This is a genomic window from Haloferax sp. Q22, from assembly GCF_001482285.1.
In the GTDB taxonomy this organism is placed as follows: Archaea; Halobacteriota; Halobacteria; order Halobacteriales; family Haloferacaceae; genus Haloferax.
Map to the genome: position 1 here is coordinate 1 of NZ_LOEP01000026.1, position 13,244 is coordinate 13,244.

Sequence of the window (13,244 nt, forward strand, 5' to 3'; positions counted from 1 at the left end):
CGAAGGATCATCTTGCAGGGTCGCTGAGCTCATTCCACCTCAGCATTCACCCTGCTCTTTGGTGTGCTAATCGTTCTATGACACCCTCATGATGTGGCTAGGCCTCGATCTCTGGCCGGATTCTATACCGTTCGGATTGAGAACTAGACTCCCCTTCAGCTTTCAGAACAATTCTCCAGCAAGTACGGTTGAAACGCAAGCAGGTTCGCGTTCAATAATAATTCGTATTGGGAACACACCGAAGTGCTTTGCACAACAGACACGGAAGAGCGAATGCGAGTGGAAAGTGCAAAAACGGGCAACATTATTCTGTAATTTCGAAATGGACGTACCTTTTTTCTAGCTTATCTCGGGACCACGATATGCTCTGATTGGTCCTGGGTCTTTGAACCAATTGTTTTTAGGATGACTACATTTCGTGACGATAAGAATCAAAACTTCGCCATTTTATATCTCGATTTATTAACGATTGGATACAGCAGCTCCAACAAAGAAACCGGACGTGGTCCGCTCTCTGAACCAACCTACAGTACCAAAAAGTGACAAGAGCGAGGACGGGTTCTCTTCGTGCTTCGTAGAGGCTCCAGACGATATTACGGAATCTGGACCTTGACGCTGACCTTGTGACGGATTGAGGGTTTTGTTGCTAACGCTAAGTTGCGACCACCCTAGAGAGATTGCTGGAAGATGTGTTCAACATCAACCTGTTCGACACGTCTCGGATTGCCGACGAGGAGACGTTGGATCTCCATGGTGTCTTCGGCGAAAGCAGCGATCTCGTCTTCTGTCACGCCGAGTTCGGTGAGATTCTCGGGAATCCCCACATCAGAAGCGAGTTTTGCGACTGCAGTTGCCGCTTTCTCAGCGGCCGCATCTCTACTCAACCCTTCGACGTCTTCGCCCATCAGGCGAGCAATTTCATCGTATCGGTCGAAGGCACCGGTGGCGTTAAACCGCATGACAGCCGGGAGAAGCGTTGCAATCGTCACTCCGTGAGGGGTGTGATGTTCGCCAGCGACCGGGTACGCCATCGCATGTGTCGCACCTAGCCCAGCATTGGTAAAGGCGATTCCAGCCATCAGGCTCGCTAATGACATGTTCCGTCGAGCTTCAAGATCTGAACCGTTGTTGACTGCACGACGAAGGTTGTCTGCGATTAGCTCGATTGCTTTCCGTGCGAGTTGGTCGGTTAGAATCGTGCGACCATTGTAATCAGGGCGATCTGCCGGGTCTTCAGGGCGTGGCTTTGTGTCGAATCGCCGTGTCGTGTACGATTCAATAGCGTGAGACAATGCGTCCATACCTGAGGAAGCTGTTGGCCCCGGTGGGAGTGACACGGTCAGTGACGGATCGACGAGTGCCAGATCGGGATATTGGTGTTTACTTGAGATACCAACTTTCAGCTTCCGATCAGGGAGCGAGATGACCGACACAGGTGATGTCTCAGATCCTGTGCCAGCGGTAGTCGGAATTGCAATGACTGGTAGCGTCGGCCCAGGAACGGGTTTTCCATCCCCAGTTGGTGGAGCAACGTAGTCTAAGATTTCACCACCGTATTTATAGACAACACCGGTCGTCTTTGCGACGTCGATTGAACTCCCACCGCCAACGCCGATTACCACGTCGGGCTCGATCTCGCGGGCGACTGAGATTGCGGCCTCGAAAATTTTGAGCGAGGGGTCTGGTTCGACACCGGCGAATACTTCCACGTCAATGTCTTCTTGCTGGCGCAGTGGGGCAGTGACCTGGTCGATAACACCCGCCTCCTTGACACCCTCGTCAGTAACGATAAGGGCAGTATCACCGTCTCGGCTCCGTATTTCAGTGGGCAGTTCCGAGACCGAACCTGTCCCGAATTTCACTCGATTCGCCATGCTAAACTCCCAGACTGTGTCTGGCTCGAACATACCATATCGGATTAACTTAGATACTTAAACTATTTGTTACCGGCATTAATTAGAGAATCTAGTTGGCAATTCCTGATCATGGAAAGGCAGATTATCGAACATACAGAGCCTGTCTAGCTGAATTGTGACCCTCGTGATAAATGAGGTACTATTCTTCACGGGAAGAATCGAGGGTGATTTATGAGGCAACAATTTCCATGAATGTCAAGATTTATTATGTAGCACTTATGTCTCTCTTGGTATGTCGAACAATGACATTGTTTCGCGGAGGACACTACTTCGTGGTATGGGTGCAGCAGGACTTTCCACTTCCCTGTCAGGATGTGCGCTACTCGGAAACTCAGACGATGCTTCGAAAGATGTCGGCAGTGGCGACAACAAGGGGCAGTCTGAGGCAGATACATCAGAACCAGTGAAAATTGCGTTCATCACCTTCACCTCCGGTGCGGCGTCAATCTTCGGTAAACCATCGGTGAACGCTGCCAAACTGTTGGTTGAGGACATTAACAAGAACGGCGGTATCCTTGGTCAACGTAAGATCGACGCGCAGTACATCGACGAGGCCGCCGGAACAGACCAGATGGTGAGTACTGTTCGCCGTCTCAAGACCAAAGATGACGTCGATGCTATCATCGGATTCGTCTCCAGCGGTGACGCCCTCGCTGTCGCTCCCGTCGTCGACGAACTTGAACAACTCACACTCATTTACGACGCAGGAACCCACCAACTCTTCGAAGAAGAGAGCTACGAGTACGTGTTCCGGACGTCAGCTCACCTCTCTGTCGGCGCAATTGGTGCTGCGCGTTACATCGACCAGTATATGCCTGACGTCGAGCGCGTTGCTGGAATTAACCAGGATTACTCGTGGGGTCACGACAACATGAATATTTTCAAAGCGGCTCTCAAGAAGCTCCGCCCTGACATCGAAATTGTGGCGGAACGGTTCCCTAAGCTGCTCGCAAAAGACCACACAACACACATCAGCAAGCTGAAAGACGCCGAACCTGATGTGATATTCTCGAGCTTCTGGGGTGGTGACACAGTCACGTTCACGAAACAGGCACAGTCGCAAGGGCTCCTCGACCAGACGCAGATGATCTTCGGCGGCGCAGAACACGAACTGCAGGACATGGGGAAGGACATGCCCGAAGACATCATCACAGGTGCTCGAGGGCCCCACGCATTCAATTACGCGAGTGCCAACCCAGTCCAACGGAAGTTTGTCGACGCGTACCACAACGAATACGACTCTTACCCAATCTACCCGTCGTATCACATGTGGCAAGCAATCAAGTTCTACGTCGGTGCCGTCGAAAAAGCGTACAACATCACGGGCTCGTACCCCACGCAGGACCAAATTGTTGCCGCGCTCGAAGGATCGTCCATTCAGGGCCCGACGGGAAGTGTTGCAATGCCGAACCACCAAGCGAAAGAACCTGCACTCTTCGGCCGCACAACGCACAAAGACGGCTATGATTTCGCAGTCATGGAGAACTTCAAGATGATTCCTGCCGGACTCGTCAACCCGCCGGACGGCGTGAAGACGATGGACTGGATCGAGCAGATGCCCTAATACGAAGCCCACATCATACTATCTAACCATGGCAGCTGGAGATATCCTCCTATACGTGTTCAATGGCCTCTACTATGCGGCGATCCTGTATCTCGTGTCGCTGGGCCTGAGCCTCACGTTTGGAGTCATGAACCTGATGAATATGTCCCACGCCGCGTTCCTCGGGCTTGGGGCCTACGTAGCGGCATCGCTCTCGAAAATGGCAGTCGGCATTGTCGACTCACCCGTCGTGCCGTTCCTCGTGATGTTGGTTGCTGCACCGGCCATCATCATCGTACTCGCGGCGGTGTTAGAGCGGACAGTGTTCTCACCGCTGTTCGAAATTGACGAAACTTACCAGCTACTCGGGACGTTCGGCGTCGTACTCATGTTAGAGGACGCTATGCAATTCGTTTGGGGCTCATCGCCGCTGAGCATCTCGGGACCGCTCGAACTTTTGGGAAGGGTCCCGATGTTCGGCAATACGTACCCGGTTTACAACTTACTTGTAATCGGCATCTTCGGGCTCGCAGCGGTTATCCCGTTTTTGCTGTTCAAACGGACAAAACTCGGGAAAATCGCGCAGGCGATTGCCGAAGACGAAGAGATGGTCGAAGCATTGGGCGTCGATGTGAGTCGTGTTAGACTCGTCGTGTTCTCGGTCGCCACCGGCTTTGCAGGGCTCGGCGGTGCGCTACTCATGCCACTTGCCTCCGCGACGCCGGGTCTATCGGTCGAGTATATCCTCCTCGCGTTCGCCGTCGTTGTCATCGGCGGTCTGGGGAGTCTTCGTGGCGCGATTGTTGGGTCGATCCTTATCGGACTCATTCGGAGTTTCGGCATCGCGTACATCCCAGAGCTCGAACTCGCCATTGTCTTCCTGATTATGGCTGGCATTATTCTCGTCAAGCCCGAAGGACTCTACGGTGGAAAAGGGGTGCTTGAGTGATGAGTGGAGAAGGCTTGTCAGCGATCACAGAGCGATTCAACGGCTCGACGATGTTCCTTTGGTACGGGGTGGCACTCGTTGCGTTCATCGTACTGTACGCACTCCCGTTCCTCGTCGACTCGCCGTACTATCTGAACCTCATCGCGTGGATTCAAATCCTCGGTATCGCCGTTCTCGGCTACAACATCATCTTTGGGTACGCTGGGTCGCTCTCGTTCGGTCACGCAGCGTTCTTCGGAACCGGTGCGTACACTGTTGCCCTCTTGATGAAATACACCGGGATCCGAGAGTTGTTCATCCTCGTCATCCTCGGTGCCGTGGCAGCGGTCGCAGTAGCAGCAGTTATCGGTGCAGTGACTCTCAACACGTCCGACATCTACTATTCACTGCTAACACTAGCACTCGCACAGATTCTGTACGTGCTTGCGGCAAAACTGTACAACATTACGAACGGGACCGACGGCATCGGTGTTGGACAACCGCACGTCTTCGGACAGGCGTTCGAGAGTCTGACCGTGATTACGTTCTTGACCGAGTTGTACTACTACATCGTCGTACTTGCATTCGGGCTTTCAATTGTGTTCGCGTGGCTCATCGTGAAATCGCCCTTCGGTTTAACGCTAAAGACGCTCCGAGAGAATCCCGAGCGCGCACGCGCAATGGGTATCCCAGTCAAGCGTTACCGGTGGTATGCAACGCTTCTTTCGGGACTCTTCGTTGGCTTCAGCGGGGCGCTGTACAGTGTCCTTTCTGGACACATAACGCCCGAAATCCTCGACTGGACGTACTCGGGCCAAATTGTCTTCATGACCCTCATTGGTGGCGCAAGCACGTTTGGAGGCCCACTCGTCGGGGCGACAATTTATGTGTTGCTCCGTGAGTACGCAGTCGCACTGGTGTCCAATTACTGGCAGTTCACAATGGGGTTCATCATGTTCGTGATCGTGGTGACTCTCCGGAGTGACGGGCTCTGGGGAGGAGCCAAACGATTAGTCCGACATTACGGAGGATCCGATAATGAGTAATCGCGCACCACTGTTAGAGACGAACGACCTTCGGAAAACATTCGACTCCGTCGTCGCGGCGGACGACGTCGACATCGAGTTCTACTCAGACGAGATTGTGGGTGTCATCGGTCCAAACGGGGCCGGAAAGACGACGTTCATCAATCTCGTTTCCGGGGCACTTTCGCCGACGAGTGGACAGATAACGTTTAAAGGAGAAGATATCTCAGAGCTCGCCGATTACAAGCGGGTGAAAGAAGGTATCGCACGTTCGTTCCAGCTTCCGCATCTTTACGATGACCTCACCATTATCGAGAACGTCAAAGCCGCGCTAGTCTCACGTGACGGTAAGACCTCAGACTTTGTTCGTCCACTCTCGAGGGACGAAGCGGTTCACGAAGAAGCGCTTGATGTGCTTGAGACGTTCGGGCTAACGAATATGCGGGAGATGAAAGCAGAGAACCTCCCGCACGGTAAGCGGAAGATTCTGGACATCGCGATGTCATTCGCGCTCGAACCGGACCTGCTGTTACTCGACGAACCAACGAGCGGTGTCGGATCTGAAGAAAAAGAAAACGTGATGGACATCGCAACGAATGCAGCCCGAGAGACTGGAACGTCGCTCATCTTCGTCGAACACGATATGCAACTCGTTCTTGATTACTCCGATCGAGTCGTAGCACTGCACAATGGCCGTATCCTGACCGAGGGCGAGCCTGAAGCCGTACTCAATTCGGATGAAGTGCTCGAACACATCCGCGAGGAGGGCGCCTGAGATGAGTTCCTTACTCGAAATCGACGACTTGCACGCCTCGATCGATAACGTTCCCGTACTTCGCGGTATTTCCCTGGCTGTCGATGAAGGCGAGACTGTCGCACTCATTGGCCGAAATGGCGCAGGCAAGACGACGACGTTCCGAAGTATTATGGGACTCATCACTCCTTCGTCTGGAACGATTAGCGTCCGAGGCACTGATGTGACAGCCGAGCCGCCGCACGAGCGTCCAGCCCTTGGACTCGGAATTGCCCCGGAGGACCGACGTTTGTTCGAACATCTAAGTGTCCGTGACAACCTCCAGATTGCAGCCTGGGGAACTGAAGAGCGATCTGACATGGAGTTCGATGATATCGTCGAGCGTGTCACGGGAATCTTCCCGGAGATGAACAACTTCCTCGATCGACCCGCTGCGCAACTGAGTGGCGGTCAACAAAAGATGGTCGCTATCGGTCGAGCCATCGCCGGAGACCCAGACCTCGTCCTCCTAGACGAACCGTTCGAGGGACTGGCACCTTCCGTCCGAGACCAGCTGATTCAGGGTATCAGCCGAATCCAAGACCTTGGCGTTTCAATTCTCGTCGCCGAGTCGAACATCCGATATGCTGAACGGACGGCAGAGCAGTTCTACGTCATCGAGCGCGGTGAAATTCAAGCCGACATCACGGACCCGGACAACCTGCTCGAACACGAAACCATTCGACGTATCTTCGAGGGCGCATAGTCGCCCTCACCGTTCGATTCGGAACGTTCTACGACGACAGGCCACATTGAGACCATGACAAACACGAAGAAATCTATCACGCTTCACAACGAAGGACCGTTACTGACAATTGATCTGCGCGCACTTGAGGCGCAGGAGTCAGATATCACTCCGGTGTTAGAGACCTTCATCGGTGGACGGGGAGTCGCCACACACCTCGCACACGAGCGGATTCCGTTCGATGCAGATCCACTCGGCTCCGAAAACCGACTCATCTTCACTTCGGGTCCGATGCAAGCATCCACGATGAGTTTCACCGGTCGAATGAATGCCACTGCAGTTTCCCCGCTTACTGATGGGCTCCTCTCATCGAATGCGGGTGGCTTCATGTCGCGGAATTTCGCAGACACTGGTTACAGTGCGGTCGAGTTTGTCGGTAATGCAGAGTCACTCGTAGCGGTCCACGTCCGTGACGATGGTGTCGAGTTCGAGGACGTAACCCATTTAGAAGGTGCGACAGTCCCCGAAACGGTCCAGTACTTTGACGCTGAGTACGGTATCGGAGCAGACCAGACGGCTGTTATCGGCCCGGCGGGCGAAAACGAAGTCCGCTTTGCGTCGATCATGACCTCCGAAGAACGTGCGTTTGGCCGTGGTGGGCTCGGCGCTGTCCTCGGGGCAAAAAATGTGAAAGCAGTCACATTCGGTGGTGACTCTTCAGCAGACATCAACGTCCCTGCATCACAGATGGAGATTCACCGCGAAGCAGCGACGGACGACCACATCATGAAACGTCAGGGGACAGTCGCCGTAATGGACCTCGCAAACGAGATGGATGGCCTTCCATCGTATTACTTCTCGGAGCAGCAGTACGAGGGAGTCAATGGTATCAACGGTGATGCTGTCGAGGCGAAAAAATACAAGAAAGGGACGTGTTCTGCGTGCGCGTTTGCGTGTAAGCTCCCAACGAGAGATGAGGAACGCGGCGTCGAAACCGAGGGCCCAGAGTTCGAAGTTGCGATGGCATTCGGCTCGAACGCAGGTGTCGACGACATCGTCGATGTGATGAAATCGAACGACCTGTGCGATGATTACGGCCTCGACGCAATCAGTACAGGCAATACGATTGCAGCATATCTCCAAGCAGAGGATGAATTTGGAAATCGTGAGCTCATCTGGTCACTCGTAGAGAAAATCGCCCACCGAGAGGGAATCGGTGATACGCTCGCGGAGGGAATCGACCGCGCACATGCAAAGTTAGGCGTGGAAAACTGGTCGGTCAAAGGGATGGACTTCGCTGCTCACGAAGGCCGGGTCTTGCAAGGCCAGGGCCTCTCATACGCGGTTGCAAACCGAGGTGCAGACCACATGTACGCGACGTTCTACTCCGTTGAGTACCCGCTCGTACCAGCCAAAGACGGGTTAGACCCGAACGGAACGCTTGGAAAGTCTGACCGCCTAGTGGAGCGTGAAAACCTGATGGCACTGTGCGATAGCGGTGTTGTCTGCAAATTTTCCCGGGACTACATGAGTCCACAGCGGTTCGAAGCTCTGTTCGGAGCCGACTTTGACGACCTTTTGTCAGTAGGCGAGCGAATCGTGACTCTTGAGCGCCACTTCAACAATCAACGTGGGTTCAACCGCGATGACGACTGTCTGCCGTATGATTTACCTGACTTCGAAGCAGCACTCGACGAGTACTACGAACATCGGGGATGGAGCAAAAGTGGTGTCGTTCCTGACTCCGCCGTGGAATCAGTAACACTCTGATTACGTTTCGGTTACGACTCCCTTTTTCTGAAGCTACAATGGGTTCATCTTCCAGAAATTTGGGCAGCAGCCGAAATTCAGTTTTGTATAGCGGTATATGATATATGATACGTAGTGGGAGAAACAGCCCAATTTTACTAATTACGGTTGTGTATGGTCCACTCCTGCATCAGCCAAAATGTCAACTCACTATGGGAAAGTCAGTGAGTCATGAAAATCTCACATTCAGAATTACCCCAACACACAGCGAGCGGGTTACTCGCCAATGAGCAGGCGTGAATCAGCAATCCAACTCCCAGTGTTCGGAGGTTGAAGAGGAGGTTTCAGAGAACGAGACGAGAGAGCGTCGGTACAAGTGGTCTCAGATGAGTCGACGAACTTGCCGTCGTCGTCCACTGCGTCAGTATCCACAACAACAAGGTGCCGTATCTCGTCTGACCCATTCGTTACTCGTTCTGGAAGACGCCATCGGTACTGAGCGTCTCCGCCTTCCCGACTGCCTCGCGTTCACGCTCGATATCTTCGAGCAGATCTCCAATGAGGATCTTTGCAACGCCTTCGTCCAATTCTCCGTCAAGGTACTGTTGGTGCAACTCGACTCGCTCTTCATTCGAGAGTACTTCACGAAGCTTCTCCTTGAGACCCTCTCGCGCGAGTTCACTGATGTTAATCCCTCCCAGACGCATCTCACTGAGGCGTTGACTTGCACGCTTCTCGTCAGCCCCCCTAAACTGGATTTTGTCGTTGTTTGTCGTCATGATAACCGGAGATAATCGCTCTAGGAACAATTTTGTTGTGACCAGCCATTCGTGTCATAACAAACTGCTCAGGTGACAGTCTTAAGATCAAGATAGAAAGAAGCTCTCTGTCTGTTGCACGCAGTTTCTGACAGTACTCAGTGAGGTCTCTGCGGCCGTGCTGAATACAGGGCACTAGTCGGTCAGGTAATTCAGTTTCTCAAAAAGTACCGAATGTCGTCTGCAACGTCTCCCTCTTGACCGTCAGGAACACCGTCAAACCATCTCAGCGACAAGTCGTCTTTCTCTACTGTTTTCTCGACACTTACGCTATCATCTGCTGAGGCACGAAATACCACGTTATACATCGTAGTCCGCTGGGAGTCATCGTCCACAGACTGGAAAACGACACGGCGAATAAACTCAACTTTCTCAACGACAACAGTGTCATCGAGAAGTGCCTCTGATTTCTGTTGAGCAACAGTCATCCAGTCTTCTCCGTGTTCCACAGGGAACGCAACGAGTGTCCACCCGTGTGAGCCGTCGTTCATTAGCAGTATGTCCCCATCATCGTTGGTTATCCCAACCACCGCATGGCTGTCCAATTCCTCTGCAACGGACTCGAACTTGTCTGCAGGAAGTTGCCGGACTTCATCGTGGAATGAAACCTCTGCTCGGTCACGCAAATCGTCGGGGTCAGAAAACGAATCCATACTGCCGTTTGCAGACGGTCTGACATAAATCCAGAAGTAAACTATCCGTGCCGTACTCATCCTCTGCATGTGTCACACCGCTCCTGTCAAGGTGTGAGGATTTCAACTAGTCCGCTTTTTCAGCTAACCCAAACGGCTATCTCACGGAGGGGTCATTTCGAGTGTTCAGCACACTTTCAACAGGAGTGCCGCGTGAATTTCGCGTGTCTGCGTGCTCGTTACTCGAGAATGAGAGAGGTGGTTTCGAGTGTTCTACTTCAGTCTGCGGACGCTGCATAGTAATTAGACCACTCCAGCACAAGCCAAAGTATTATTTTGCTGTGAAAAACAGCAGAGACCAATGAAATTCACTGGCTCAGAATCGTTTCGGAATACGGCAAACGGTCTTTCGGACAGTAAATCGGTATGACAAAGCAGTCCATCAGCCAGCAAGCCGAGGACGAATCCACGGCCTCAAAGACGCGCAGTCGTCGCTACAACTGGTCGCGTATGGATCTCGACGAACTCGTCGACGTCTACTGGCAAGACATTGCGCCAAAGCGATATCGCGATGGGTTCGACGAAGACCGAGACGTTCCAACCTACGAATGGCTCACCGAACACGGATACAGTGGCATCGCGTACGCGTTACGCGAGCATCACGATTTGACGCCCAAGCAGTTCTTCGTCGACGTCGTCGGCCTCGAAGACGAGGATTCTGACGAGTGGGAGTGGAACGTCGACCATGACGCTACTGTGAACGCACTCGAAGCGTATCTCACGTCGATAGAAACCCGTGGTGGACGGGCAAAGAGTACCGTCGAGACCCACCGGACGAGGTTAGCCAAGTGGGTTCGGACGTATCGAGAACTTCACGGGACTGATGCGTTGCTCGAACCGCTGTCTAAGTTAGACCAGCAACCGAGGGAGATAGAGCGCTGTCTCGCCGTCCTCGACGTCTTCGAAGAGGAATTATCGACCGACCGCTCGAAACTGGAGTACCTGCACGTCGCGAGAGCGTGGTACGCCTTCGTGAAGCGCCGGAAGTACGCGAAGTACAACCCACTTGCAGAGGCTGGCGAAGAGTTCGGTTGGGAAGCGAGTGAGCCTGACCCACAGGCATTGTCGGCATCGCAGGTGCGTCGCATCTATAGCGAGGTTGATTCGCCCGAAGCGGAGTTACTCGTCGTTGCGCTGGCTGGCTGGGGGTTACGACCCTCCGAGGTTGCTGCGCTGCACGTCGACCAGGTGGTCTTGGATGCTGATGATCCGCATCTGTCGTTCGGTGATGGAGAGCGGAAGAATGGTCCAGGTGAAGTGACGCTGTTGTATGGCGTCGACGTCGTCGCTGATCGGATTGGTGCGCTCTCTGACCGTGAGAACTGGAACGGATATCTGTTTCCGTCTCGGTCGTCGTCGACGGGACACGTGTCAGTTAGTACGATACGTCGTCGGTTCAAACAGCTTGCTGACATTGCTGGAGTGGTTGTTGATGGTGCTACACCGACGCCAAAGATGGGACGGCGATTCTGGTACTCGGCGTATCAGGAAGCTGTTGGGGAGGTGCTTGAGGGATTGGAGGGGGTTGCTGAAGATCAGGGGAGTTCCTCGACGGAGGTTGTGCTTCGGAACTACCTGTCGAGAGAGCAAGAGCGGAAGGCTCGGCGGAGAAGGATGTATGAGAAATTGGAGGCGGCGTTTGAATAATAAATTTTCATCTTCGTGATTAGCGAGCGCGAGTATTGGGCATTCTATTTTGACAACTACCGAATTGATGATGAATTTCGTCGAGGTGTAGACGAGGTAGCCAAGAAAGAGATTATCATGGTCTACATCAGCGCACGATCCAACGACAAGTCACACTTAGAAAATCTTACTGAGAGCGATACAAATTGGGAGTAAAAGATCTGACGACTCTATTCTGTGTCTCGTATGAACGACTTCCGGTGTTTATCAAAGCTAGAATATTCGGTGGTGTGATTCGTTCTCATCTACTAATGCGCTTGAATTGGTGTTCTACCCGAAACACTCTTTTCACTATACGGATGCTTCCAGACACATGCCTGGTGTCGAACACGGATACGAACGAGGTGTCAAGAGTGTTGTCGGGGCACTGATTGTTGGCGTCATCGTTGGTCGAGTTGTTCCAACACTTGTTGACGCAGGACTACTCCCATCAGGATTATTCTCAGGACTCGTGGTCCTCTCAATCTTTACCGCCGTGATGACTGTCGATGCGTCCCGCTACTGGTCGTTCGGCTATCTCGCAGGATTTGTCATTGGTGTCTTCCTCGCTCTGCCTCTACTCACTCAGACCGAATTTATTGGTCCAACTGACTGGCTACTGTATGGTGGGACGGCAATTGGGGCAGTTGCTCTCCGAGTCAAAATCCACAGTTCATTCATCTGAGAACACAGGTTGGCGAGTTCTCTAGCGTGTCCACTGGACGAAGAAAGCTTCAAACGCCAGACTTCAACTATTGCGAGGTTCGTACCTATCAGAATCGAAAGTAGATACGCTAAGATGAGAGTAGTAAGCCAGCCGTTGAGTTGACAGATTCTAAGGACTCAAGACAACTGTAGAACTCCTCGGCAAAGCGTTGGTATAAGTCGTAGGTCTCAGGGGACGCAATCTTAGGGTACTCAGTAACTACTTCTGCTGGCTCACGATGACGAATAGAGCGACATAGGTGCGCAATTTCGTTAAAAGCAAGGAAGAATGTGTCTGGATCATTCCGTTCTGGGAGTGTGACCGGCTGAATCGGTGGCATCGATTCATCCTCGAAGTCGACTATTTCCCAGTTGCAGATACTCAACTCATCTGTCGAAATTGAGTGTTGACTTTCAAGAACTGCGATGTTCCGGATGATGCATGGAACACACTGTCCGCAGTTGTCGAGATCGTATTCATTTTGTTTCCCATGGTGAGGACATGACACCGCTTTTCGTACGATACTTTCATCAAGGATTCGCTCGACAACTTCTGTCTTGGTCTCATTAAGAAACGGGTTAGTGACGGAGATCTCGTACTCAGTCGCCGTAGCAATCAACTCGTTGAATAGAGAAACGAGGGTGTCATAGAAGAGTTCTCACACCGTGATCACGGTACTTCCCGGATTGTCTCCACGTTCGTAGTTGGTGATTGCGACGACGAG

11 protein-coding genes and 1 pseudogene are annotated in these 13,244 nt (G+C 52.7%); 8 read left to right on the forward strand and 4 right to left on the reverse strand.

Going from position 1 to position 13,244, the window contains the following annotated elements; genetic code table 11:
* Positions 1 to 668 precede the first annotated feature (668 nt).
* On the reverse strand, positions 669 to 1,907 hold the full coding sequence (locus AM590_RS10810) for a hydroxyacid-oxoacid transhydrogenase (RefSeq protein WP_049917679.1): 1,239 nt from the start codon (positions 1,905 to 1,907) through the stop codon (positions 669 to 671).
* Positions 1,908 to 2,148: 241 nt separating this feature from the next.
* Here AM590_RS10810 and AM590_RS10815 point away from each other — a divergent pair, with 241 nt between their 5' ends.
* From AM590_RS10815 to AM590_RS10840, 6 genes are read left to right on the forward strand one after another with little or no spacing between them, the layout of a single operon-like run.
* Complete coding sequence (locus tag AM590_RS10815) at positions 2,149 to 3,480, forward strand: ABC transporter substrate-binding protein (RefSeq protein WP_082677712.1); 1,332 nt, start codon at positions 2,149 to 2,151, stop codon at positions 3,478 to 3,480.
* Between the two features lie 28 nt (positions 3,481 to 3,508).
* The gene (locus AM590_RS10820; protein WP_004967688.1) at positions 3,509 to 4,408 is read left to right on the forward strand and encodes a branched-chain amino acid ABC transporter permease; all 900 of its coding nucleotides are present in this window, start codon (positions 3,509 to 3,511) and stop codon (positions 4,406 to 4,408) included.
* Complete coding sequence (locus AM590_RS10825; protein ID WP_253805928.1) at positions 4,408 to 5,433, forward strand: branched-chain amino acid ABC transporter permease; 1,026 nt, start codon at positions 4,408 to 4,410, stop codon at positions 5,431 to 5,433. The genes AM590_RS10820 and AM590_RS10825 overlap by 1 nt, the downstream gene beginning before the upstream one ends.
* Complete coding sequence (locus tag AM590_RS10830; RefSeq protein ID WP_004967686.1) at positions 5,426 to 6,187, forward strand: ABC transporter ATP-binding protein; 762 nt, start codon at positions 5,426 to 5,428, stop codon at positions 6,185 to 6,187. Before AM590_RS10825 ends, AM590_RS10830 begins: the two co-directional genes overlap by 8 nt.
* 1 nt (position 6,188) lies before the next feature.
* Positions 6,189 to 6,911, forward strand: a complete 723-nt coding sequence (locus AM590_RS10835; protein WP_049917678.1) for an ABC transporter ATP-binding protein — start codon at positions 6,189 to 6,191, stop codon at positions 6,909 to 6,911.
* A gap of 54 nt (positions 6,912 to 6,965) precedes the next feature.
* The gene (locus AM590_RS10840; RefSeq protein WP_049917677.1) at positions 6,966 to 8,660 is read left to right on the forward strand and encodes an aldehyde ferredoxin oxidoreductase family protein; all 1,695 of its coding nucleotides are present in this window, start codon (positions 6,966 to 6,968) and stop codon (positions 8,658 to 8,660) included.
* A 446-nt stretch (positions 8,661 to 9,106) separates the two neighbouring features.
* On the opposite strand, the gene AM590_RS10845 is transcribed toward AM590_RS10840, so the two are convergent.
* Both AM590_RS10845 and AM590_RS10850 read right to left on the reverse strand, forming a co-directional pair.
* Positions 9,107 to 9,418, reverse strand: a complete 312-nt coding sequence (locus AM590_RS10845) for a hypothetical protein (protein WP_058827496.1) — start codon at positions 9,416 to 9,418, stop codon at positions 9,107 to 9,109.
* A gap of 191 nt (positions 9,419 to 9,609) precedes the next feature.
* Positions 9,610 to 10,110, reverse strand: a complete 501-nt coding sequence (locus AM590_RS10850) for a hypothetical protein (RefSeq protein WP_058827497.1) — start codon at positions 10,108 to 10,110, stop codon at positions 9,610 to 9,612.
* A 489-nt stretch (positions 10,111 to 10,599) separates the two neighbouring features.
* Here AM590_RS10850 and AM590_RS10855 point away from each other — a divergent pair, with 489 nt between their 5' ends.
* Together AM590_RS10855 and AM590_RS19915 are read left to right on the forward strand one after the other, a co-directional pair.
* Positions 10,600 to 11,796 (forward strand): tyrosine-type recombinase/integrase, encoded by a 1,197-nt coding sequence (locus tag AM590_RS10855; RefSeq protein WP_058827499.1) that lies wholly within the window; start codon positions 10,600 to 10,602, stop codon positions 11,794 to 11,796.
* 352 nt (positions 11,797 to 12,148) lie between these two features.
* Positions 12,149 to 12,499, forward strand: a complete 351-nt coding sequence (locus AM590_RS19915; RefSeq protein ID WP_082677713.1) for a hypothetical protein — start codon at positions 12,149 to 12,151, stop codon at positions 12,497 to 12,499.
* 109 nt (positions 12,500 to 12,608) lie between these two features.
* Here the strand turns inward: AM590_RS19915 and AM590_RS21430 are convergent.
* Positions 12,609 to 13,148: pseudogene (locus AM590_RS21430) on the reverse strand (7-cyano-7-deazaguanine synthase); the annotation flags it as partial.
* Positions 13,149 to 13,244: the final 96 nt, after the last annotated feature.